General features: G+C 40.0%; 14 protein-coding genes and 1 pseudogene. 12 read left to right on the forward strand and 3 right to left on the reverse strand.

Annotation, left to right across the window (positions count from 1 at the left end):
* Position 1: 1 nt before the first annotated feature.
* The 9 genes from malQ to rluF all read left to right on the forward strand — a co-directional run bounded on the left by malQ (position 2) and on the right by rluF (position 15,135).
* The gene (gene malQ, locus KG708_RS10930) at positions 2-1,990 is read left to right on the forward strand and encodes a 4-alpha-glucanotransferase (RefSeq protein WP_213609729.1); all 1,989 of its coding nucleotides are present in this window, start codon (positions 2-4) and stop codon (positions 1,988-1,990) included.
* Positions 1,991-4,213 carry a 1,4-alpha-glucan branching protein GlgB gene (gene glgB / locus KG708_RS10935; RefSeq protein ID WP_213609731.1) on the forward strand — a complete coding sequence of 741 codons (2,223 nt, stop codon included), beginning with the start codon at positions 1,991-1,993 and terminating at the stop codon, positions 4,211-4,213.
* On the forward strand, positions 4,206-6,269 hold the full coding sequence (glgX, locus tag KG708_RS10940; RefSeq protein WP_213609733.1) for a glycogen debranching protein GlgX: 2,064 nt from the start codon (positions 4,206-4,208) through the stop codon (positions 6,267-6,269). The genes glgB and glgX overlap by 8 nt, the downstream gene beginning before the upstream one ends.
* Complete coding sequence (locus KG708_RS10945; protein ID WP_213609735.1) at positions 6,262-8,787, forward strand: glycogen/starch/alpha-glucan phosphorylase; 2,526 nt, start codon at positions 6,262-6,264, stop codon at positions 8,785-8,787. Before glgX ends, KG708_RS10945 begins: the two co-directional genes overlap by 8 nt.
* A gap of 20 nt (positions 8,788-8,807) precedes the next feature.
* Positions 8,808-10,082 carry a glucose-1-phosphate adenylyltransferase gene (gene glgC / locus KG708_RS10950; RefSeq protein ID WP_213609737.1) on the forward strand — a complete coding sequence of 425 codons (1,275 nt, stop codon included), beginning with the start codon at positions 8,808-8,810 and terminating at the stop codon, positions 10,080-10,082.
* Between the two features lie 58 nt (positions 10,083-10,140).
* Entirely contained in the window at positions 10,141-11,676 is a 1,536-nt protein-coding gene (locus KG708_RS10955) for a glycogen/starch synthase (protein WP_213609739.1), read from the forward strand.
* A gap of 100 nt (positions 11,677-11,776) precedes the next feature.
* Positions 11,777-12,991 carry an HDOD domain-containing protein gene (locus KG708_RS10960; protein WP_213609741.1) on the forward strand — a complete coding sequence of 405 codons (1,215 nt, stop codon included), beginning with the start codon at positions 11,777-11,779 and terminating at the stop codon, positions 12,989-12,991.
* A gap of 26 nt (positions 12,992-13,017) precedes the next feature.
* A complete protein-coding gene (locus tag KG708_RS10965; protein ID WP_213610210.1) occupies positions 13,018-14,103 on the forward strand; it encodes a DUF418 domain-containing protein in 1,086 nt (361 codons plus the stop codon).
* A gap of 42 nt (positions 14,104-14,145) precedes the next feature.
* The gene (gene rluF, locus KG708_RS10970) at positions 14,146-15,135 is read left to right on the forward strand and encodes a 23S rRNA pseudouridine(2604) synthase RluF (protein ID WP_213609743.1); all 990 of its coding nucleotides are present in this window, start codon (positions 14,146-14,148) and stop codon (positions 15,133-15,135) included.
* Between the two features lie 57 nt (positions 15,136-15,192).
* On the opposite strand, the gene KG708_RS10975 is transcribed toward rluF, so the two are convergent.
* Positions 15,193-18,252: an efflux RND transporter permease subunit gene (locus tag KG708_RS10975; protein ID WP_213609745.1), complete on the reverse strand. Its 3,060-nt coding sequence runs from the start codon at positions 18,250-18,252 to the stop codon at positions 15,193-15,195.
* Between the two features lies 1 nt (position 18,253).
* Positions 18,254-19,336 carry an efflux RND transporter periplasmic adaptor subunit gene (locus KG708_RS10980; RefSeq protein ID WP_213609747.1) on the reverse strand — a complete coding sequence of 361 codons (1,083 nt, stop codon included), beginning with the start codon at positions 19,334-19,336 and terminating at the stop codon, positions 18,254-18,256.
* A gap of 120 nt (positions 19,337-19,456) precedes the next feature.
* On the opposite strand from KG708_RS10980, the gene KG708_RS10985 reads away from it, so the two are divergent.
* Together KG708_RS10985 and KG708_RS10990 are read left to right on the forward strand one after the other, a co-directional pair.
* Positions 19,457-20,359 (forward strand): LysR family transcriptional regulator, encoded by a 903-nt coding sequence (locus KG708_RS10985; protein WP_213609749.1) that lies wholly within the window; start codon positions 19,457-19,459, stop codon positions 20,357-20,359.
* Positions 20,349-20,654 (forward strand): annotated as a pseudogene (locus tag KG708_RS10990) (MGMT family protein). The gene KG708_RS10985 and the pseudogene KG708_RS10990 overlap by 11 nt, the downstream one beginning before the upstream one ends.
* 392 nt (positions 20,655-21,046) lie before the next feature.
* Here KG708_RS10990 and KG708_RS10995 read toward each other — a convergent pair.
* Positions 21,047-21,685, reverse strand: coding sequence for a hemolysin III family protein (locus KG708_RS10995; protein ID WP_213609751.1), 639 nt, complete (start codon positions 21,683-21,685; stop codon positions 21,047-21,049).
* A gap of 295 nt (positions 21,686-21,980) precedes the next feature.
* On the opposite strand from KG708_RS10995, the gene KG708_RS11000 reads away from it, so the two are divergent.
* Positions 21,981-22,259 carry a hypothetical protein gene (locus tag KG708_RS11000; RefSeq protein WP_013463251.1) on the forward strand — a complete coding sequence of 93 codons (279 nt, stop codon included), beginning with the start codon at positions 21,981-21,983 and terminating at the stop codon, positions 22,257-22,259.
* The last annotated feature ends 165 nt before the right edge of the window (positions 22,260-22,424 follow it).

Consider the following 22,424-nt stretch of genomic DNA (forward strand, 5'->3'; position numbering starts at 1 on the left):
AATGGACGCACTATCGCAATTGTTTTATTTGCATGGTATTGGTTACGAATACACTAAGTATACGGGTGAACACGTTATATTTAGCGAAGACACCCGTAAATCTGCTTTGCACTGCTGTGGCGTTGACACACGTGATACGGCGCAAATAACCCAGTTAAATTATCAATTGGATGCGGCTACATGGTTAACACTCGCACCTGCTGTTAGCATAATAGATCAGGCTAGTAATGTGCTAAAGGTGCGTGTTAATGAAGCTGATACGCATCATAAAATTACATTAACTGTGGCAGCATTAAATATAAAGCTGCAATTTGAACACATTGCTCAGTATGCAGCATTAGGTGAGTACTTTGTAAATGGGTGTCGTTATATAGAAATAGCGCTACCACTGACGCATTTACCAACCGGCTATTATGATGCGTTATTAACGATGGGTGAGCAATCTGCTAAAACACAAATTTGGTCGACTCCCGAACAAGCCTATCAAATTGCCAATAAAAAACGTATTGGTTTGTCAATTCAGTTATATACATTAAAAAATAAAGCTGGGCTTGGAATTGGCGATTTTAGCGATTTACTTGAGCTGGCAACATTATGTGCACAGCAAAATATGGATTATATTTTACTTAATCCACTGCATCTACTGTTTGCAGATAACCCAGAGTGCGCCAGTCCTTACAACCCAAATAATCGTGCTTTACTCAATCCGCTGTATATAGCTATTAACTTATCGCCAGATAGTACTAACAACCCAGATTTAACAAACTTTTTATCTACTCTGACCTTGAGTGAACATACTGACCAAGATGTAACGTTTATTGATTATAAAACGGTTACTGAGGGTAAATATGCTGCTTTTAAGCTGCTTTTTGCGCATTTTCAACAACAGGGCAGTCAAGCACGACACAACGAATTTACTGCATTTTGTAAACAGTACAGTGATGTACTTGCTATGTTAGAAACCACAGAGCCCACATTTGAATATTACCTCCAGTGGCAAGCACACAGCCAACTTGCGCAATGCCAACAGTATTGTATTGAGCAAGGGATGGCGATTGGTTTAATCAATGATTTAGCGGTGGGCTGTGCTAATGAGGGCACTGAATTTAAATATCAGCAGGGATTATTTAGTCAAGATGCGACCCTTGGCGCACCACCAGATCCTTGGGCACCTAACGGCCAAAATTGGGGGCTGCCAGCAATAAACCCGCAGCGCCTTGCTGACAATAACTATCAGTTTTATCGTTCACTCATACGCGCCAATATGGATGCAGTAGGCGGGTTACGAATCGACCATGTAATGGCGATTAGGCGTTTGTGGTGGTGTTTCATAAACAATAATACCCAAGATGGCTGTTATGTGTACTACCCATTTGAGCATTTATTAGCAATTTTAAAAATTGAATCTCATCTTAATCAGGCCATAGTAATAGGCGAAGATTTAGGGGTTGTACCACCGGAGGTAAAAGAGGCACTGGTTGATAGTGGCATTTTCTCAAACAGCTTATTTTATTTTGAAAAACAACATAATGATGAATTTGTAAATAGCGATGACCTTAGCGATCAATGCCTGCTGATGATAGCCAATCATGATGTACCGCCATTTGTGGGCTGGTGGCAGCATAGCGATTTAAAAATTAAACAGCAGTATGGGCTGATTGATACTGATGAGTATCAGCAGTTAGTTCAGCAGCGAGAGCAAGAGCAACACCGGTTATTACGCTTTTTAAATCCACAAAACACTTCCTTTTCACTTAACACGGATGCTTTTGATGTTTATAGCGCTTTGGCTGTATGTTTAGCTAAATCTCCGTCTCGTTTATTTGCATTACAGCTTGATGATTTAGACAAGCAACACTACCCAGTCAATATTCCTGGCACCGATAAAGAGTATCCTAATTGGCGACGGACACTCACACATGCGTGCGACGATATTTTTAAAGATAATGCTTCTCTTTTGGCGGCAATACATTCAATAAGGAATGCGTAAATGGGCAGTACTAAAAATAGGGTATCAACGCAATTAGTTGATTATGACGCACAGGTAAACGCATTAACTGCAGGGCGATTTAAAGACCCGTTTAGTTTTTTAGGCGCGCACAACACCCAAAGTGGCACTGAAATACGCGTGTATTTGCCAGCGGCATTACGCGTCGAACTGTTAATTGATGGTCAAGTTATCAGCGCGTTACGCTATAAACACAGTGATTTATTTATCGCTGAGTTATCAAGCATGCCTCGCAGTGTTTACCAATGCCAGGTTAGTTATGAAAATAGCGATGTTACATTTTATGATGAATACAGCTTCAGCAGTACATTGGATGAACAGGCAATGTACTTGTTTAACGAAGGTAGCCTTGAGCATGCTTATACTCACCTAGGTGCGCAATTTACTACACAACAAGGGGTAGATGGTGTTCGTTTTTGTGTGTGGGCCCCTAATGCCGCCAGTGTATCGGTTATTGGTGAGTTTAATTTTTGGCAAGCGAATCGCCATTTTATGCGATTTCATCCGGCAAGTGGGGTATGGGAATTATTTATCCCGGCCTTAAGTGCAGACATGTGCTATAAATTTGCTATTACTACGCTCAGTGGTGAGGTTTTAGATAAAGCCGATCCTTTTGCATTTAAAATGCAGCAAGCACCGGGCACTGCCAGTATATTACAGTACAAACCAGCGCCTATTTTGCTAAGTGAACAAGCGATTATAAATCGCCAAAAGCGCAATCATATTGATGCGGCTATCAGTATTTATGAAGTGCACTTAGGCTCTTGGCAACGCGGTGAGCATAACCGTTACTTAAGCTACACTGAGCTTGCAGACAAACTTGTAAGTTACGTTAGTGAAATGGGGTTTACACATTTACAACTTATGCCTGTTAGTGAATACCCGTTTGATGGCTCTTGGGGTTATCAACCCGTTGGGTTGTTTGCACCTACGAGCCGCTTTGGTGATTACAATAGTTTTAAATACTTAGTTGAACAATGCCATAAAGCTAACATAGGCATATTACTTGATTGGGTGCCTGGGCACTTTCCTAGCGATCCGCATGGCTTACATTGCTTTGATGGCACCCACTTATACGAACACGCTGATATGCGTCAAGGTTTTCATCCTGATTGGAACACCTATATTTATAACTACGACCGCCCTGAAGTAAAAAGCTTTTTAATTTCTAATGCGATGTATTGGCTTAGCCAATTTGGCATAGATGGACTGCGTGTGGATGCGGTGGCGTCAATGCTTTACCTTGATTACAGTCGTAAAGAAGGACAGTGGGTAGCTAATTGTTATGGCGGTCGAGAAAACTTAGGGGCAATAGAGTGCCTAAAACAAGTGAACTTACGCAGTTATAAAAATAATCCCGGCATTATGATGGTGGCTGAGGAGTCAACGGCTTGGCCTGGGGTCACGCAAAGTGTTGAACACAATGGCTTAGGTTTTGGCTATAAATGGAATATGGGCTGGATGAATGACAGCTTAGATTATATGCAGCAAGATCCGTTATTTAGAAAATATCACCATCATAAAATGACATTTTCTATGGTGTATGCATTTAGTGAAAATTACATTTTACCGCTCAGTCATGATGAAGTGGTGCATGGCAAGGGATCACTACTAAACAAAATGCCCGGTGACGATTGGCAGCAGTTTGCAAACTTGCGTGCTTATTATGCGTTTATGTGGGCACATCCAGGCAAAAAATTACTGTTTATGGGAGCCGAAATAGCACAGCATAAAGAGTGGGATCATGATCATTCATTGGACTGGCACTTACTTGAGCATCAAAGCCATCAAGGGATTCAGCATACGGTTAAACGCCTTAATCAAGTGTATCAAGCGCATCCATCTTTATATGAGCTCGATAGCTGTGCAACGGGCTTTTCATGGATAGATAATAATAACAGCCAGCAGAGTATGTTTAGTTTTATTCGTTATGCTAAAAATGCTGACCACTTTATGGTTATTGTCGCTAACTTTACACCAACGGCTTATCAACACTACACCTTAGGTGTGCCAGCGAAGGGCACATATAAAGTGGTATTAAATACCGATGAGGTCTGCTTTTTTGGTTCAGGTTATCGTGTCACAGAGGATAAAAACCAGCTTATCCATTCAGTCGTTCAGCCAAGTCATGGGTTTGCTCACAGTATTACAGTTAATATTGGCGGCTTAACTACACTTTACTTAGAAAAGGTGAATGATGAGTAATTGCTTTGAGGTTACTCAGGGGGCGCCTTTGCCACTGGGTTCGAGTGTACAAAATCAAGGGGTTAATTTTGCCTTGTATGCCCCTAATGCAAGCCAAGCTTTTGTATGCTTATTTGATAAAAGCGGCCACACAGAAATATTAAAAATAGCCATGAATATTAATGAAGGCGGCGTATGGAGCATTCATATAGCCCCATTAAGCACAGGCGCATTGTATGGCTTTAGGGTTGATGGCGAATATATCCCAGAAAAAGGCATGTTATTTAATGAGCATAAATTACTGATTGATCCGTATGCAAAAGACTTGTTTAACGAATTTACTTGGAGCGAACGTCATTACGGGCAAATGCCCATTGGCACTAAAAGCGTGGTTAATAATGCGATAGATATGCCTAAATCAAAAGTGACTGCGCCGGTTGCTTATTCAAATAATAAGCCAAAGCATAGTTGGGCCAATACCGTTATTTATGAGTGCCATGTTAAAGGTGCTACCTGTCGCCATCCTGATATCCCTAAAGCGCTACAAGGGACATTTTTAGGTTTGAGTCATCCCAGTTTTATTGAGCATTTAAAAAGTTTAGGGGTAACGGCTATTGAGCTTTTGCCTGTGCATGCTTTTATAAGCGAACAGTTTTTAACCGCTAAAGGACTGCAAAATTATTGGGGCTATAATAGTCTTAATTTTTTTACTCCTCATAAAGACTATTTGGTTAATGACGATATAAACGAATTTAAACAAATGGTGAGCGAGTTACATCGCGCCAATATTGAAGTTATTTTGGATGTGGTATACAACCATACCGCGGAAGGGGGCAGTGATGGGCCTATTTTATCTCTGCGAGGGCTCGACAACCTAACATATTATCGCACCATTGAGGGGCAACCCCATGTTTATATTAATGATACAGGGTGTGGCAATACGTTAAATATCGATCACCCTAAAACCTTACAATTGGTACTCGACAGCTTACGTTACTGGGTTGAAGTTATGGGCGTTGATGGCTTTCGATTTGATTTAGCCACCATTTTAGCGCGTTCAAATACGGGCTTTAGTGCGTCTCACACCTTTTTACAAGCAATTGCCCAAGATCCTGTGTTAAATAAAGTTAAACTGATCAGTGAGCCGTGGGATATAGGCCCTGGTGGTTATCAGCTTGGTGCATTTCCTTCACCTTGGCGAGAGTGGAACGATCAATATCGTGATGTGATTAAACGCTTTTGGCAAAGTGAAAAAGGCATTATTAGTGATGTCGCAAAGCGTTTACATGGCTCGTTTGATATTTTTGAACACAGTAACCGAGGCCCGCTAAATAGCATTAACTTTATTACCAGCCATGATGGGTTTACGTTAGCCGACTTAGTCAGTTATGAGCAAAAACATAACCAGGCCAATGGTGAAAACAACCAAGATGGCCATAGCGCTAATTATTCGTTTAACTGCGGGGTTGAGGGATTTACCAGCGACCCAGAAGTAATGAGTTTGCGCTTACAACAACAAAAAAACTTTCTACTCACCTTATTACTCTCCAAAGGCGTGCCAATGATAGCCGCTGGCAGTGAGATGGCGCACTCGCAAGGCGGTAATAATAACGCTTATTGTCAAAATAATCGCACCAGCTGGCTTGCCTGGAAAGACTCACAACTGAATCATTCATTGATTCAGTTTATTGATGATGCGCTAAAAATCAGGCGTGGTCACAGTGCATTTAAACACAGTGTGTTTTTGGATGATATTGATGAGCGCTTCACCGTTAAGTGGTTTACCGAGCAAGGTAAAAAAATGGATGAAACACATTGGCATGAAGATACACGGCAGTTTTTAATGTATAGCTTACTTGATAAGCAAAATAAGCATGCGTTATTAATTATTCTTAATGCTAGTAAACAGCCTGTGGTCTGCCAATTACCACAATCGCCCATTATCGCGCCATGGACGTTAGTGTTATCAAGTGTAAATAACGCATCATCTGTTATTCAAGAAGATGCAACCGTGAATATTTCAGCACAAAGTAGTTGGGTTTTTAGTGCCAATTTAGAAGGCGATGATTATGACTAAGCAAGACGAGCAAGTTTGTGTAGTAAAAGGCTGGCAAGCAGGCCCAGTGATAGACGAAAGTACTTTAAGTGATGATTTAACACGACACTTTTATTACACCTTAGGGCGTGATGTGGTGGGCGAGTCACAGCTGTATTTGTATCATGCATTAGCACTGACGATCAGAGACCGATTAGTGGCACGCTGCAGGGAAACCAATCAACAAATAAAACAACAAAAACGCCGTAAAACAGCCTATTTATCGCTAGAGTTTTTAATGGGCAGAGCGCTGGGTAATGCAGTCTTAAATCTAGATTTAGAATCACAAGTTACAAAGGCACTGCAAGCTTACTGTACTGAGCTTGAAAGTGTGGAACAAGCTGAGCATGATGCCGGTTTAGGCAATGGCGGCTTAGGGCGACTAGCGGCTTGTTTTTTAGATAGCTGTGCCAGTTTAGCGCTGCCAGTGGTCGGTTACGGTATTCGTTATGAATACGGTATGTTTAATCAGTCAATAAAAGAGGGTAATCAGGTTGAGCAACCAGATAACTGGTTACGAGAAGGTCATCCTTGGGAATTAAGCGCACCGGAGCAAGCTAAACGAGTTAAGTTTTCTGGTTATGTACAAAGCTACACCGATAAATTTGGCCGTGAGCATCGCCAATGGATCAGTTCTCAAGATGTATTAGCAGTGCCTTATGATGTACCTATTCCGGGCTATAAAAATAATATTGTTAATACCCTTAGACTTTGGAAGTCTGAAGCAACGGACGAATTTAATTTAACAGAATTTAATGCCGGAAGTTATTCAGAAGCAGTAGCACAAAAAAATCTTGCTGAGCAAATAACCATGGTGTTGTACCCTAACGACAGCAGTGAAAATGGTAAAGAGTTGAGATTACGTCAACAATACTTTTTATCATCGGCAAGTATTCAAGATGTGCTTACACAATGGGTTGAACAATACGGTAATGATTTCACTGAATTTGCTCAGCATCATGTGTTTCAGCTTAACGATACCCACCCAAGTATTGCGGTTGCAGAGCTGATGCGAATTTTAGTTGATGACCATGAACTCGATTGGGAGCAGGCGTGGAGCATTACGACCAAAACTATGGCTTATACAAATCATACCTTACTGCCAGAGGCATTAGAGAAGTGGTCGGTATCGTTATTTGCAAAGTTATTACCGCGTATTTTAGAGATTATTTATGAAATTAATGCTCGCTTTTTAGCCGAGGTGGCTATGCACTGGCCAGGAGATGTTCAAAAACAGCGCGACTTATCATTAATTGAAGAAGGGGGCGAGCCGCAAATACGTATGGCCTTTTTAGCCATTGTCGGCAGCTATTCTGTTAATGGTGTGGCAGCGCTACACACGCAGTTATTAACCGCGGGTTTGTTTAAAGATTTTTACGCGCTATGGCCTGATAAATTTAACAACAAAACCAATGGTGTTACTCCACGGCGCTGGCTTGCATACTGCAATCCGAGTTTAAGCCAGATCATTAGCGAAAAAATAGGCAAAGACTGGATAGGTGATTTTGCACAAATTAGCCAATTACGTCGTTACTACGATGACCCGCAGTTTCATATAATGTGGCAGCAAGCAAAACAGCAAAACAAACAACGCTTAGTTGATTTAGTAAAACAAAGATGTGGCGTAGAGTTTGATATCAATATGCTATTTGATGTGCAGGTAAAACGTATTCACGAATATAAGCGCCAGTTACTTAACATTTTACACGTTATTCATTTATATGACCGCATACGCCGTGGCGACACACAAGCCATGGTGCCTCGTTGTGTTTTATTAGGCGGTAAAGCGGCTCCGGGTTATGTGATGGCGAAAAAAATTATTAAGCTCATTAATAATGTTGCACAAGTGATCAATAAAGACCCGCAGGTATCTGCTTTTTTAAGAGTCGCGTTTTTACCTAATTATAATGTCACCGCCATGGAAACCATTTGTCCTGCAACGGACTTATCGGAGCAAGTATCAACCGCGGGCAAAGAGGCCTCAGGTACTGGCAACATGAAGTTTATGATGAATGGTGCGCTAACAATAGGCACCCTAGATGGCGCTAATATTGAAATACGTGACGCTGTTGGGGCTGAGAACTTCTTCTTATTTGGCGCACAAGCCGAGCATATTGACGACATAAAAACGCATTATAACCCCAGTGAAATAATTGCGAATAACCCTGATTTGAATAGTGTGATGCACTTACTCGAAAGTGGCCATTTCAATCTATTTGAACCTGGCTTATTTGACGATGTGATTAATGGCATTAAAAGTAACAACGATCCTTGGTTAACCGCCCATGACTTTGCCAGCTATATAGCTGCGCAACGTGATGTTGATAAAGCCTATGCAGATCAAACATACTGGACTCAAATGAGTATTTTAAATACTGCCGCCAGTGGCTCATTTTCTAGTGACAGAACAATTAGTCAATATTGTGATGATATATGGCATTTAACTCCACTAGATACCACACACCAAACAGTAAAAACAAACACTGACACTAACAGCTGACACTAAACGAAGAGATTAATATGCCCAGTTATGCAAATCGTTATATAAGTAATTTAACCAGAGAAACCTACGCTTTAATATTAGCCGGAGGGCGTGGATCTCGTTTACATGAACTAACCGACTGGCGTGCTAAACCCGCCGTTTATTTTGGTGGTAAACATCGTATTATTGATTTTCCACTATCAAATTGCATTAACTCAGGTGTCAGACGTGTCGGAATTGCAACGCAATATAAATCACACTCACTGATTCGCCATGTAAATCGGGCGTGGGGGCATTTTAAAAAAGAATTAGGTGAGTCAGTTGAAATATTACCTGCGTCACAGCGCCATGGTGATGAATGGTATTGCGGCACTGCCGATGCGGTATTTCAAAATATGGATATTATTCGCCATGAGTTACCCAAATATGTGATGATTTTATCTGGCGACCATGTGTATCGTATGGATTATGGCGGACTGTTGGCAAAGCATTTAGAAAATGGCGCCGACATGACGGTATGCTGTTTAGAAGTGCCGGTTGAAGAAGCTGCGGGTACCTTTGGTGTGATGACGGTTGATGAAGAAAGTCGTGTACGTCGATTTGATGAAAAACCTGCCGAGCCCAGCTCAGTGCCTGGTAAACCAGGCACCTGTTTAGCATCAATGGGAAATTATGTATTTAATACTGAGTTTTTATTTGAGCAGCTACAAAAAGATGCGGAAACAGAGGGCTCAGGGCGTGATTTTGGCCATGATATAATTCCTGCCATTATTGAAGAGCATAATGTGTTTGCCTACCCGTTTAGAGATCCCGCACAAGTAGGACAACCCTATTGGCGCGATGTGGGAACTCTAGATTCGTTTTGGGAAGCAAATATGGAACTGGTTATGCCGGAGCCTCAACTGGATTTGTACGATCCTACTTGGCCAATATGGACTTACCAAGAGCAGCTTCCTCCCGCCAAATTTATTTTTGATGATGATGATCGCCGAGGGATGGCGGTTGACTCAACGGTGTCGGGTGGGTGTATTGTTTCCGGCTCTTTAGTGAGAAAATCATTATTATTTTCTAATGTACATATTCGTTCATATTGTACCATTGAGGAGTCGGTCATTTTACCTGGTGCTATTGTTAATCGAGGGTGTAAAATTAAGCGAGCAATTATTGATAGAAGCTGTGAGATCCCACCTGGGTTAGAAATTGGTTTTGATCGTAATACCGATGAAGCCAATGGATTTCGGGTATCAAAAAAAGGGATTGTATTGGTCACCCGCGATATGCTGATGAAGTTAGACAATAAGTCACATCGTTAATAAATAATAATTAAAAGAGCAAGGCGAAAGCCTTGCAGCAAACTATAAGAGTAAATTAATGCATGTATTAATGGTTGCTGCAGAGAATGATGCGTTACCTAATGCCAAAGTTGGTGGTGTTGCTGATGTTATTCGTGATGTACCAAAGGTGTTAGTGGCTCAGAGGCTGACGGTAGATGTGGTTATTCCTGATTATGGTTTTGAACTAGGTGAGCGCTGTTTTATTGGTGAAGTGAGTGTGGCATTTAAGTCAGAGACCCACGTTTTATCTTTGTTTGAAATTCCACAGAATCAAAAAGGGGTGAGGCAAATAGTCATAAGTCATCCTCTTTTTAGTCAATCATTGAGTGTGTATTGTAACGACAACGATAATAGACCATTTGCTACCGATGCAACCAAGTTTGCACTGTTTAATGCCGCTATTTGTGAAGCCCTGATACAGGGCGTATTAACACAACCCAACACTTTACATTTGCATGATTGGCACAGTGCCTGCGTGGCAGTGTTACTTAAATTTAATCCTCGTTATGGCAAGCTTGCTAAGCTGCGCTTGGTATATACGGTGCACAATTTAGCTTTGCAGGGAATTCGTCCTTTTAAAGGGGATGATTCAAGCTTAGAAGCATGGTTTCCCTCGTTAAGTTACGATGGGCAATTATTATGTGATCCTCGTTATCCCCACTGTTTTAACCCTATGCGCAGTGCGATTAATTTGGCTGACAAAGTACATGTGGTTTCACCGAGTTATAGCCAAGAAGTGCAAATAGCAAGTAATAACGCCCACGGATTCTTTGGTGGCGAAGGACTTGAGCGTGATTTACAACAAGCGGCTAAGCAAGGTAAATTGATTGGGATACTCAATGGCTGTGAGTACGCGATTCAAAACGAACATGAAGCAACCTATAGTCAGCTATTAGAACGAATAGAATCGACTTTGTTTGGCTGGATGGCAAAAAGCGCGCAATTAGACAGCAGCCACTACATTGCTCATCAACGTGTTTTACAATTTATGGCGTGCGATAAGCAAGGCCCTTTAGTGACAAGCGTTGGGCGCCTTACTGAACAAAAAGTATTGTTACTTTGCCAGCAACAAAGCAAAGACCTGACTATTGATTCAGTGTGTCAGATCATTAATCAATTTAATGGTCGTTTAATTGTGCTGGGCTCAGGCGATAGTAAACTTGAACACCTTTTTACCAGTGCCATGGCACGGAATAACAACTTTTTGTTTTTAAAAGGCTATGGGCAAGGTGTTGGCGATTTAATGTATCAATTCGGTGACTTATTTTTAATGCCGAGTTCTTTTGAGCCATGTGGAATAAGTCAAATGCTTGCAATGCGCGCAGGTCAGCCGTGTTTAGTGCATGGAATTGGAGGCTTAAAAGACACGGTTAAACATCAAGAAAACGGATTTAGTTTTAACGCTCAAACTTTAACAGAACAAAGCGATGCGTTATTAAACTGCTTAAAAAATGCATTGATGCTTAGGCAAAGCAAGCCAGAGCAATGGCAGAGTATACGCTCTTGTGCAAAACAAACGCGATTTAGCTGGTTAAATGTGGTGCAGCAATACATAACACAACTGTATACATAGAGTTACAAAAAGTTACAAAAAATTATTGAAGTTCAGTGACATCCGTTCCTATTTACGCTTTAATTACTTAGTCTGGTATAAATAACATTAAGTAGGTAAGGTGTCTGTATTTGTAGCAAGGCAAGCAATCCTTAATCGTAATCAAAATGTAGTCGCTTATGAACTACTGTTTCGCGATAGTCCTGAGAACTGCTTTCCTGGTGTGTCTGATGGTCAAGCAACGGCAAGGCTTATCATGGAAAACCAGCTGAACCTAGGTACTCGTCACATTACCTCGGGGAAAAAAGCGCTGATCAACATTGGTCCTGAGTCGTTAAAGCTTGATTTGTGTGATTTTTTACCTTGTAAGGATGTAGTTATTGAGTTACTTGAAACCATAGAGCCTAGCGATGATACTTATGAGTTATGTCGCAAGTTATTCCATAACAACTATAAATTAGCTCTTGATGATTTTGTTTATAAACCGCAATGGGAACGTTTTTTAAAACTGGTTAATTTAATTAAGTTTGATATTCGTCTTACGCCTCTTGCCGACATTCCACCTGTCGTAAATAAACTTAAAAAGTATAAAAATATTAAGTTGTTAGCTGAAAAAATAGAAACCGATGAAGAATATAAATTGGCCCATAAAATGGGGTTTGATTATTTTCAAGGTTATTACTTTGCTCGCCCGGTAATGATAGAGCAAAAAGATATTCATTATAACTATGGGCTAGTAATATCTATTTACGTAGAGGTCATGAAGGCAGACCCTGATGTTAAAGTGATTACGGGGTTGTTTGAGCTTGATGCGGCACTGGCTTATAAGTTACTTCGTTTATTAAATAGCGGTATATTTCCGCTGCAAAGCCAGATATCTTCATTAAAACAAGCGCTGGTCTATTTAGGTCAGGCGCGTTTAAAAAAGTTTGTTAGTCTAATCGTCACAGCGCATACCGTTCGTAATAAGCCCATAGAGCTCATGCAGATGTGCGTTATTCGTGCACGGTTTTGTGAACTAATAGCCGCTAAAGTTGCTAAGCAGATTCAAGGCGAAGCATTTTTAACGGGGCTTTTTTCACTGCTCGATGCTATTTTGGACAAGCCAATGGACTTGCTGGTTGATAAACTTCCATTTCCGGACGATATAAAAGCGGCGTTAACTGGTGAAAAAAATAACTTATATTATATCCTTGAAACAGTAAAAGCCTATGAAACAGGAAGTTGGTGGGCGCTTGAGAAAGCAGTATTACTGATAAATTTAGACAGCGCTTTTTTACCAAAACTGTATAAACAAGCAGTACAATGGGCGGATAGTTATAAAGACAATATTTAAGGGAATAGCTTTTGCGCAATTATAATATGGACTTTATTAGGGGTATAGCAGTGCTTGGCCTCGTATTTATTAACTGTTTTTCATTTGCTATTTTTGAGCTCAATTACACCCCACTCACAACACCCCCGCCTAGCGATCAGTTTCTAAACTTACTAAGCCTTATATTTGTTGAAGGACGGTTTCGCACTTTATTCACTTTACTGTTTGGTGCGGGTCTTTATATTCAGTATCAACAATACCAATATATTGAGCCACTAAAAAAACGATTACATTGGCTTATTGTGTTTGGCTTAATACATGGGTTTTTACTGTGGGCGGGCGACATCTTGTTTTTATATGGGGTGTCAGCATTACTGGTATTACGTTATTTAAGTTACACGAATGAAGAGCTTAAAAACAAAGCAGCGTTTTATATTTTTATCTATTTAATTGCGACAGCAATGTTTATGTTGGGGCTCAATGGGGAGCCACTTAACAGAGATTCCCCTGAATTTTTTGAGATATATAATACTTACTACCAAAGCATTAGCGCTCATTTTAGCCAAAACATAGCAATGAGCGCTTATATGTTAATGGCAGTGCCTACTTTATTATTGTGGGCAAGTGCTGGTTTTATGCTTATTGGTATTGTTGTATACAAATACGGGGTGTTTAGTAAAGGGGTTACCAGAGCAGCGCTTATTAAGCTTGTTGTGTTAAGTGTATTTCTGACGAGTATACGGTTAATCTTAGAGCCATATAACCAAGGTATTGGTTATGCCTTACAAGAGCCGGTGAATGAGCTCGCAGCTTTATGTGTTGCACTGCTTTATATTCATTTAATGGTTAAATTATGTAATAACAGTGCCCATATAGGTCTGTTAATTCAACAAGTCGGGCGGTTGGCTTTTACTTTATATATAAGCCAAACTATTATGCAGTTACTGTTATTTAAAGTGCTTTTCCCTCAGTGGGCGCTTAATTTTAATCGACTTGATTATTGGCTGCTCGCCATTAGCTTAGTGATTGTACAACTTATATTTACAGCTGTTTATTGTCGGTATTTTAAGCAAGGTCCGCTTGAATACCTATGGCGTAAATTAGCGAAAATTAACCGCGAAAAAATAGCTTGAGTAGTTTAAACTATGCGCCTTTATATTTAAGAAGAATTACCGATGACAGACTTAAAGCGTTTAAATAAATTTATTAGTGAAACCGGGTTCTGCTCTCGCCGCGAAGCCGATAAATATATTGAGCAAGGTCGTGTCACTGTCAACGGTGAGTTACCAGAAATGGGCGTAAAAGTTGCGCAATCAGATGTGGTGCTAGTAGATGGTAAACCATTAAAAGCGCCACCTAAGCGCGTATACATTGCTTATAACAAACCTGTGGGTATTACTTGCACCACAGAGCGTAAAATTCAAAGTAATATTGTTAAAGCCGTTAATTACCCTGAACGTATATTTCCGATTGGTCGTTTAGACAGACCCTCAGAAGGGCTGATTTTTTTAACCAATGAAGGCGATATTGTTAATAAAATTTTACGTGCTGGCAATAACCACGAAAAAGAATATGTGGTTACCGTAGATAAACCACTTAATCGTCAGTTTGTAAATAAAATGGCTAATGGTATTCCAATTTTAGATACAGTGACTAAAAAGTGTAAAGTCACTCAGACCGGTGCGCAGCAATTTAGCATTATTTTAACCCAAGGTTTAAACCGTCAAATTCGCCGTATGTGTGAGTATTTAGGCTACGAAGTGGTTACATTAAAACGTGTACGTATTATGAACGTAACCCTTAAAGGGTTGAAATTAGGGCAGTGGCGGCATTTAAGTGACGCAGAAATGGCGGTCATTAACGACTCAATTGCTGATTCTGGTAAAACGCAAGAGCATTCCTTGTATGACGATAATGCGCAGAGCAACAACACAGAACAAACCAAAAGCAACAACACTACATCTGCGCATAAGCGTGATTTTCAAGGTGAAAATCCACGTCACTCACATGGTCACGACCAACAAAAGCAGGTTAAAAAAAGTAGCCGCAATACCCCTTATCAAAAACGCTCTACTACTTATGTGGGTAAATCAAATACTCACAAAGCAAATACTGCCACAGGAAACAAAACCCGCAGCAGTGGCACGTTAAGCTTAAAAAAGTAATTAAGCTTGTGTAACAAAGCAAATAAAAACGCAGCCTTAGCTGCGTTTTTTGTTAGCCTACTGTTTAGGGTAATCAATCCTAAATACCACAGTGTATAAAACCGGCACCACAATTAGCGTAAGTATAGTAGCAAACCCTAAGCCAAACATAATGGTGACCGCCATCGACTGAAAAAATACGTCGAATAATAACGGGATCATGCCAAGTATTGTCGTGATAGCCGCCATGGCTACAGGGCGCACACGGCTTACGCCTGAGTCAAACACTGCTTGATATGGCGATTTACCTTCACTGAGCTCTAAGTTTATTTGATCCACCAGTACAATGCCATTTTTGATTAACATGCCGCTTAAACTTAATAAGCCCAGTAGCGCCATAAAGCTAAACGGCGCATTCATCACTAATAAGCCTGCACTTACACCAATAATAGCCAGCGGTACAGTTGCCCAAATAACCAAAGGCTTTTTCACTGAGTTAAACAAAAGTACGGTTACCACAAACATAGCTAAATAACCCAGTGGTAGTGAGCCAAAAATCGCCTTTTGTGCTTTACTTGATGATTCAAACTCTCCACCCCACTGTAACTCGTATCCTCTTGGTAATTCGATCGCTTCTATTTCAGCACGTACACGGGAAAATAATTTAGCTGGTGTTTCGTCGCCTATTACATCGTGATCAGCCATAACAGTAAGAGTTCGTTTTCTATCACGGCGCATTATTAAGCTGTCTTCCCATTCAATAACAAACTCATCTACCACTTGTGTTACTGGCACAAATACAGATAAAACGGGGCTAAATATTTGTAAGTCATTTAAACTTTCAACATTTAAGCGTTCTTCTGCAGGTGAGCGAGCAATAATAGGTAGTAGCTGTGTACCTTCTTTGTATACTCCCACTTTTTTACCTGACAGACTCGTTAATAGTAACTGATCAACATCTGACTTAGTTATCCCTAAGCGACGTCCTTTGCGTTCGTTAAATTGAGGGCGTATTAACTTTGCACGTTCACGCCAATCGTCTTTAATATTAAACGCACCGGCATCTTGGGCTAAAATATCTTTTGCTCGTTTGGCAAGTTGCCTCAAAATAACAGGATCTGCGCCAGAAAAACGCGCTTCGATTTTTGCATCGGTGGAAGGACCCACTTCCATTCTTTTTACTTTTAACTGTGCATCTAGCACGTTATTAAGTTCATAGTTGCGCACATTTTTGATCACGGTGGTAACGGCTTCTCGGTTTTTAACGCGAATTATGAGTTGTCCATAGGCCGCATATGACTTCTCTGGGGCATAAGTGAGCATAAACCGTGGTGCACCTTGGCCTACAGTGGTCGTTACCTCTTCAACGAGGGGATCTTTTTGTAAAAACGCTTCTAGCTTTGCAATTCCTTCTAGTGTGCTATGGATATCACTGCCTTGGGTATTCCAATAGTCGACATAAAACATAGGAGTACTTGAAGCTGGGAAAAATGACTGTTTTATAAATTTAAACCCATATACAGCGCTTACAAGCATCACTAGCATAACGAGTAATGTGGTTTTTCGAAAGTGCATACAGGTATGTAATAGCTTTTTATAAACGGTAAAAACAATACCTTGATAGGGGTCATCATCATCACTTTGCTGTTGTCCTTGCGTTTGTTTAAACATTAAATCAGCAAAAAAAGGTGTTAATGTTATTGCCGTTAACCAGCTAAGTAATAAAGAAATTAACAGTACCCAAAATAAACTACCGGCGAATTCACCTGTTGCATCAGCACTGAGGCCTACAGGTGCAAATGCCGTGATTGCAATAATCGTTGCGCCAAGTAGAGGCCATTTAGTTTGATTAACAATATTATTTGCCGCTTTTAATTTACTTTGCCCTCGCTTTAAATTAATTAAAATGCCTTCGGTTACGACTATAGCATTATCAACTAACATCCCCAGCGCTATTATTAGTGCCCCTAACGAGACGCGTTGCAAATCTATGGCAAAGAGCTTCATAAAAATAAAGGTACCAAGAACAGTTAATAATAAAATAATACCAATTAAAATACCGCTCTTAAGACCCATAAAGAGTAATAATACGACTATAACAATTGCTATAGCCTGCGCTAAACTAACAATAAAACCATCAACAGATTTATCTACCTCGGCTGGTTGGTTATACACGGTGTTAATTTTTATACCGTGGGGACGCTGATACTCTAAAGCAGCTAGGTGCGACTGTAAATTATGTCCAATGTCAACGACGTTCACTCCACCGCTAAATGAGATACCTAATAATAAAGCTTGTTGCTGATTATATCGTACGACATGTGTAGGCGTTTGCGCATATTCACGGTAAACACTAGCTACATCACCTAAGTAAATGAGTTCACTTGCACCGGGTTTTGAAATAAGTAAGTTTTCAAGTTCGCTTACATTATTAAATTCACCGGTAGGGTGTAAGCGAATTGACTCATCGCCAACACGAATTTTTCCGGCGTTTGACACTGTATTTTGTGCGCGTAGGAGTTGATAAATATGATCCGCAGGTATGCCTAATTGAGCTAGTTTACGTGTTGAAATTTCAACCATTACTTGTGCTTGTTGCTCTCCTGCAACAGTAACCTTACTCACTCCATCGACTAATACTAACTCACGTTTAAGAAAATCGACGTAGTCTTTAAGCTCATCATATGAGTAGCCATCACCTGTAACAGCATACATGACGCCATAAACATCAGCAAAATCATCGATAATATTACTAGGATAGACGCCTGAAGGTAGAGACGCTGTTTTATCGTTTATTTTACGGCGTAATTCATCCCAAATTTGTTGTAAGTCATGTTTACGGTAGCGGCTTTTCATTTCTACGGTTATTTGTGATTTACCGGCAGACGATATACTTGTGACATAATCAACATAGGGTAATTGCTGAATGGCATTTTCAAGTGGGTAGGTTACTTCTTCTTCAACTTGTTGTGGCGATGCACCAGGATACATAGTGATCACCATGGCCTTTTTTAGTGTAAACTCAGGGTCTTCGAGCTGCCCAAGCCCTAAATAAGCAATAATCCCTCCGACTAAAAGAAGTGTAGCGCACATCCAACTAACAACTTTTCGTTTGATCGCAAATTCCGCAAAACTCATATTACAAGCCTCGCTCTTTTTGCCATGGACGAACTTCCATTGCTTGCTCTAGAGTATGTACACCTGCGGCAACTATTGTGTCACCATGATTTAGTCCATTTAATATTTCAATCGTATCTTGATGAAGGCGACCTACAGTAACTGCTTGCTTTGATACGGTTGAGCTTTGTTTGTCATAAAGCCAAACATAGCTGTTATTATTAATGTTATTTGTTGGCTCGGAAAATACAGCTTTAACAGGTACTAAAACAAAAGGAGAGTGTGAATCTGTTATTTGACTGATATCAATATCAACACGAGCTGTCATGCCTGCGAGTAAATTAAAATCAGTGGGTATAGGTAATGAAAAAACAACTTTATAACTGAGCGTTGCTGGATCGGCTTGAGTATCAAACTCCTTAATTGTCAGAGTATATGATTTACTATCGTATCCATCAAATATCACTGTTGGCTGATAGTCTGTATCTTTATTTATGCGAGCAATCAGCCTTTCAGGAACATTGATAACAACATCCATAAAGTCACGTGTTTCTAAACGCAAAACGTTTTGTTTGGCTTGAATGCTTTCAAAGTTTTTTACAAATACTTTAGCCACGGTGCCAGTAAATGGGGCGCGAAGCTCGCTATATTCTAAATTAGTTTTTGCAATTTTAAACGCTGATTCGGCCACTTGTTCATTGGCAACGGCTTGATCAAGCTCGGATTGACTGGTGATGTTTTTGTCGAATAGTTTTTTAATGCGTTTAAGTTGTGACTTAGCCAGTTCATAACGTGCTTTACGCTCGTTATATTGTAATTGAAAATCTTCTGGGTCTAATTTAGCTAACAGCTGTCCTTTTTTAACTTCCTCGCCAGCTAATACCGGAAACTCAACCAACTCACCATTAACTCTAAAAGCAAGGTAAGAGCCTTGGTTTGCAACGACCTCAGCGGGGAAACTACGTATGTTTGTTTGCGAGTCGTGTCCAATATTAAATAACTTAACAGGACGGATAGGTTCTTTTTTAACAATTTTTTCGGGCTCCGAGCAACCTATTAAACTAAGTAATGTCGCAGATAGTAAGCATAAGCGAAACAGTGACATGATATCTCCATGATAAAAAAGCTAAATTAGTCAATGCAGCATACGCTGCAAACATATAAAATAAAAATCATTAAATTTTAGAAACTCAATAAGTTTTCCTTATGATGTATTGGACTGGCTATGAAACTTAATCAATTACAAATTTTAGACGCTATCGTGCAAAGTGCTAGCCTAAGCGGAGCAGCATTAAAGTTACATAAAACGCAGCCAGCATTAACTCTGGCGATTAAAAACTTAGAGACGAAATTAGGTTTTGATCTGCTTGACCGTTCTAAATATCGATTACAACTTACTGAAAAAGGGCGTATTTTCCACCGTGAAGCGAAACAGCTTTTAAACGCGAACGAGCAGCTTACACAGCTTGCAACTGAGCTGGCATTAGGTAATGAAGCACAATTTAGAATTTGTTATGAACAAATTTGTCATGTGCAAAGTTACAACGAGATTATAAGTAATACTTTTAAGCATTTTGCTAGTACGGAGTTTCGTTTAACCAGTGGTAAACGCTTTATGTCTTTGGAGCAAGTTAATAACGGTCAAGCAGAGCTTGGTATAGGCCCTTGGTTTGATTTGTTTCATGCCACCGGCGATTTAGAAAGCTTACCGATAGGCAAGCTTGATATAGGTATTGTGGGCGCTAAAGAGTTTTTACCGCAGCAGCTTACCTATGATGAGCTACAGCATTATCCTTGTTTAGCGATGTTTGAAAGTGGCTTGAGTATAGACAGCGATAGGCTTTCTTATTCTAAAGGAGCTGCAGTGATGAAAATAGATGATATAGCTACTTTGAAGTCGTTTTTACTCTCAGGGGCAGGATGGGCAATGATGAGCTTGGGCCATTGTAAAAAAGAAATTGCTGCAGGTTCATTACAACAAATAATAGTAACTGATAGAGAGCATCAATTTAGTGCACAAATTCGTGCTTTTCGTCAACATGCTATGCACCATGGTCCTGTTGCCCGTAAAATTTGGCAGCAATTCAAATTACTCAGTCAGGAGTATTCAAACAATAATGGACGTTAATAAAGAAACGATTATGTATACTATTATTGCTAGCATACCTATGGGATGTGTTGCCAGTTATGGCCAAGTCGCAGCGCTTGCAGGCTATCCCAATAATGCATGACTCGTTGGTCGATTATTAAAAGAAATGCCAAAAGATTCGACCATCCTTTGGCATCGAGTGGTCAATAGCCAAGGTAAGATATCGTTTCCGGAAGGAAGTGATAAATATCAAGAACATCGACAAAAGCTGTTATTAGAATGTGTCAGTTTTAAGAAAAATAAAATGAATATTCGCGAGTATAGGTGGGAGTGATATGACCACTCTCGGCAGATAAGTACCCGTGTAGGTCGGATAAGCGAAGCGCCATTCGAAAAAGTAAAATACCTTGCCAATAATTCTCAGCATTTTATGTTGTCGAGCGGCTAGAGAGTGCCAGAAGCTGACGTTTCAAAGCATGAACATGAAACTCAGTTGGGTGGCGCCTTCGGCTTAACCAATCTACCGCTTGACGTAGGTCGGGATAAAGCGCGCAGCGCCGCTATCCGACACAAACGATGAATTGAACTAGAAATAACCCAACTTACCGCGTTGTTATTCGACTCAGCGAGAGCCGAGGGTCAGAGAGCCGAGGGTCAAATCTTGACTTCAGACATCATAACTTTTGACTGACCGGTTATCGCTCAAACCAGACCATTCTAAATGGCTTAACCAGCCTTATAAACATAATTACTGATCGAAATGTAATGACATATACACCCGCCTATAACAAAAAGATGCCAAATTGCATGGCTATACTGAGTGCTTTTGGCGCTGTAAAACAATGTACCCACGCTATAAAAAAAACCGCCAGTAAGCAGCCAGTAAAGTGCGTTGATAGGTAAGTTTGAGTAAAGTGGGTATATAATTGCCAGTGCAAACCACCCCATCAATAAATAGGTAGCGAGTGATACTTTTTTATTACCATTTTTAACAAGCAGTTTATAAGCAACGCCAGCTAAAGCCACTGTCCAAATAAATACCAAGGTAGCCCAGGACCAAACTCCAGACAAAGAGAGTAATAAAAAAGGGGTATATGTGCCAGCAATAAGCATATAAATAGCACAGTGGTCACACTTTTTGTAAAACGCTCTTAATTTAGGGCGAACACTGGCGTGATAAAGTGTAGAGAACAAAAATAAAATAAATAAGCTGCTGCCATAAACGACTGTGCTGGCGTAACCTTTCACAGTGTTAGCTTGTTTAAATAAATCCCAAATTACAAACGTAGCAAATAAAATACCTAAAGCATGGCTAACAACATTTAATAGCTCTTCTTTTTTTGAATAGGGCGCTTCAACAGACATAACAGATCTTACCACTTATAATTTGGTGATTAGTGTACAAGTGTGCGCTGAAATTATCAATTGAGAATTGATTGAATGACGCTGTCAGATTATGGATTAAGGTATGTTATAAAATACACTACTATTTGGTTATATTTTTTAAGTTATTAGTTAAATTAACTAATCCATATTTTTAAATCTTAACCTTTTTATTCTATATTGTTATAAAACAATGGCTTATTTATTTGCTTCTTTATGGCACAGCCCTTGATTGTATCTAGGTGTATTAACCAATAAACAAACAAGGAATAACATTGTGAAAACTTCAATTAACATGACACTGGCTAGTTTACTTTTATTAGGTTCATCTCAAGTACATGCAACAGAGGTCGATTTAGATATTACAGATATGTTGACTAAAACGGTGACGACTTATGTATCACAAGCAACCCATGAACTTGAACAGTCAGTAAAAGAAGCCGTTTCTTTTGATGCCCAAGCTATTTTAGATGGTTTACTACAAACCAACCCAGTTGTTGATAATAGTGGCATTGATGAAAAGCAACTTGTAGTGAAAACACAACAAAAGCAATAAAAATAGGGAATAAGTGATGAACAGCGAGTTCGAATTGTTAGCCCTGATGTTGGCGCCAGTGGCAAGTGTACTGAGTGTATATTACATCGCTTACATGATAAAAAATGTGGTAACTAGGTTTAATTAGCGAATGCACTTACACGGTAAAACAATCGATGTAACTAA

Origin of the sequence: Pseudoalteromonas sp., assembly GCF_018402495.1 — a bacterium.
GTDB lineage: Bacteria > Pseudomonadota > Gammaproteobacteria > Enterobacterales > Alteromonadaceae > Pseudoalteromonas.